The sequence below is a fragment of the Mesorhizobium sp. ORS 3428 genome (genome assembly GCF_001854785.1).
Lineage (GTDB): Bacteria > Pseudomonadota > Alphaproteobacteria > Rhizobiales > Rhizobiaceae > Mesorhizobium.
Genome location: NZ_MDFL01000176.1, coordinates 1 through 3,105 on the forward strand (window position 1 = coordinate 1; position 3,105 = coordinate 3,105).

At 56.0% G+C, this 3,105-nt stretch carries 1 protein-coding gene; it reads left to right on the plus strand.

Features of this window, described 5'->3' with window-relative positions; genetic code table 11:
- Nucleotides 1-381 precede the first annotated feature (381 nt).
- Nucleotides 382-2,259 (plus strand): MBL fold metallo-hydrolase, encoded by a 1,878-nt coding sequence (locus ORS3428_RS29115; protein WP_071101723.1) that lies wholly within the window; start codon nt 382-384, stop codon nt 2,257-2,259.
- Nucleotides 2,260-3,105: the final 846 nt, after the last annotated feature.

The following is a 3,105-nucleotide window of genomic DNA, read 5'->3' on the forward strand; positions in this document are numbered from 1 at the left end:
GGGATACGACATGCACCCGACATTTGATGTCGACCTCGCAAAGGTTTGGATCGATCAAACTGGCTGATGGTAAGCTTGACAATCGAGCGGCTTGCCGGAGGGCAAGCCGCTCAAACTCCTTCTGACTTTCAGCGGACACTCCGGAAGATATGGTCGTCCTGACGGCCTCCAAGACTGGCGTTGCCGACCCTAAGTCGCCAGTCGGGTCCAACATCTTTCGCGGCAGGCGGGGCAGTTTGGACCCAGAGACCGAGGCTCTGGCCCGGGTGTGGGCATGACCGGCGAAGATGCGCTCCCGCCCCTCCCCTATTTGTGATTCCTTCCGGGCAAGCGGGTCGAGATTCCACCAATTCTCTTGGGCTGCTGATGGAACGAAATCACATGACTTTGATCCAACACTCCAGAAACCTCTGGGAATTTCGTGACGCATGTAACGTGTACATCCTGAAGAGTGGTCGGAATGCCCTGTTAATCGATACAGGTTCCGGCGCTGTCATGCAGCACCTCGCTGAGATCGGGATCGACCGAGTTGATTGGGTTTTACATACTCATCACCACAGAGACCAATGCTGGGGAACAAGAAGCGTTCAGAAGACGGGCGCGAAGGTTGCCGTGCCGGAATTCGAGAGACACCTGTTCGACAATGTCGAAGCTTACTGGCAGGCCAGAGCGATATACGGCAACTACAACAACACGAATACATTCTTCTCGCTGGGCGAAAACGTTTCGGTAGACGCATTCCTGGAAGACTATGGTACTTTCGTCTGGAACGAGTACGAAATATTCGTCCTTCCAGCCAAAGGCCACACTTACGGCATGGTGGCCCTGGTCACGCACGTGGACGGCCAGAAGATCGCCTTTACCGGAGACTTGATGACGCCCGGCGGCAATCTCTATCAGCTGCATGCGATGGAGTATGCCTACGGCGATCTGGTCGGCGTTGAGTTCACAATGCAATCCATTCTTGCCTTAAAGAAGGAAAACGTGTCCGTCGCTTACCCTTCCCATGGAGGGATAATCAGCGATGTCAGGGCGGATATYGAAAGGCTGGAGCCAAAGCTAGAACAGCTTGCGAATATAGGCCGGCTTTTCACATCGGGATGGAATACAGGATTTGAGGATTGGAAGACGTTGCGTGAAAGCAAGCTGGAGCGCATTTCGGATCACCTGCTTTGGGCGGGCCCATACACCTGCTCGAACTTTTACATCGTGCTTAGCGGGTGCGGGCACGCGATGCTGATTGACTACGGATTGTCCTCACAGGGACACCTGCATTTCGGCAATGACCATGGCGCCATGCAAGCTCTCCGTTTTATCGAGCATCATATRGACCAGCTCCGGGATGATTATGGAGTGCAGCAGATCGAACTGGTTGTTCCCACTCACATTCATGACGACCATGTTTGCGGGATTCCCTTTCTTCAGCGAAAGTTCAATACTCAGTGCTGGGCTCTCGACTGTGTCGCCGAAGTCATTGCCAATCCATCTGCCTGGGCGAGTACGCCATGCTGTTTTCATAAACCCATTAAAGTGCAGAGAGTTCTACGCGATGGGGAGACGTTCCGCTGGAGAGGGTTTGAATTTCAGATTCACTATGCACCGGGCCAAACCGAATTCCATTCAATGATCTTGGGTCAGATTGACGGAAGGAGGGTGCTCTTTAGCGGTGATAATGTCGCCCTCTGCAATCCTCGCGCTGGGGGAATCCATCGCGAGATCCCTGTCCAGTTAACTGTGATGCGCAACAGCTTCCAATTGGAAATGCATCGACGTTGCGCAGACGTATTGCAGGCCACGAAGCCTGATCTCCTGTGTCCCGGCCATGGCCCGCTGATCGAGATGGGTCCGTCACAAGTCGCTGAGTATACGGGCTACGTCCAGCGGAAGGAGGCGGCTTTTCGCGATGTGGTGCGGGAACCTGCGGWCCATTTCATCGATCTTTTTTGGGCGCGGATGTTGCCATACGTTTCAGAGGCCCGCCCGGACAGCGAAGTCACCTATACTGTGAGGATCCGAAACAACCTGAATCGCTCCGCAGTGTATGAAGCTCGCCTATTACCGGATTTTGGTTGGCGACCGCGCGCCGGAGTACAACCGATGACGCTCGCGCCGGCAGAGCAAGGCGACATAATCCTTCGCGCGACTGCACCATCGGACGCGGATCGAACGCGCAGGCTATTGGTTGCCGAGGTTTTTGTGGATGGCGTGTCGCACGGGCCTATCTGTGAAGCCCTCGTGACAGTCGCCAGCGGGCGTTAGGCTTGTGAGTTCCTTGCCGAGTAGCCGGTCGAGAGAGTGGCAAATTTCTGATCGGCCGGTTTTCCTCAAGCAGTTATGGCGACAGTCGATACAAAGTCACCGGGCGGGTTGGCGAATATGCGACGAACGCCGGCGACCGCGGCGGGTTCGTTCTCTTCGTGCCGGTGATGCGTAGCACTGACTGCCTTTGCAATTGGCTCGGTTCTGGGCCTTCGCTTTCCGTATCCTCTTAGAGGGGACGAGAATCTCTCCACGGATGGGGTCAACGGGACTTTTCTGAGCCAACGATGGCGGAACGCCCGATACGCAACATTGGTGCCAATCGCCCACCTTCCACGGCTCTGGGTCGCGATCGCATCAGCGCCCTATCGACGCTTCAGCAAAAATTCCGAAACCAACGCAAGCTTTCCGGGTTCGAAAGCAGGATGCTGGCGCGACCTACGATACAGACGCAGACCGAGCTCATCTGTCGAGGTTGGCTGGTTTAGCTTACTGACCCGACAATGTATGGACAGGCAGAATGCGCTTCACTGGGCAGGCGATTAGACCCTGCCCAGTGAATGCGCGTCACTCACCCCTGTGAGCACGAGGCGTGTTTTCCGGCGATTGGAACACTGCGAAAGGTGCGCAGGAGCTTCTGCAGGTTCGGGCTGTGATGCCCGAATGGTGCCCGGCGGAACTCGCTTGCCAGTGCAAGCGCCTCTGAGGGATCAGCAAAGTTCATGGGTTCTCACCTGGCCTGAGCTGCGGCCTTTGCCGGAGCAAGCTCGCTCTCGAGCGCGACGTCGATCGATTCGTCGATGATGCCCAGCGCTTCGTCGACCTGCGCATCCGTCAGGACCAGCG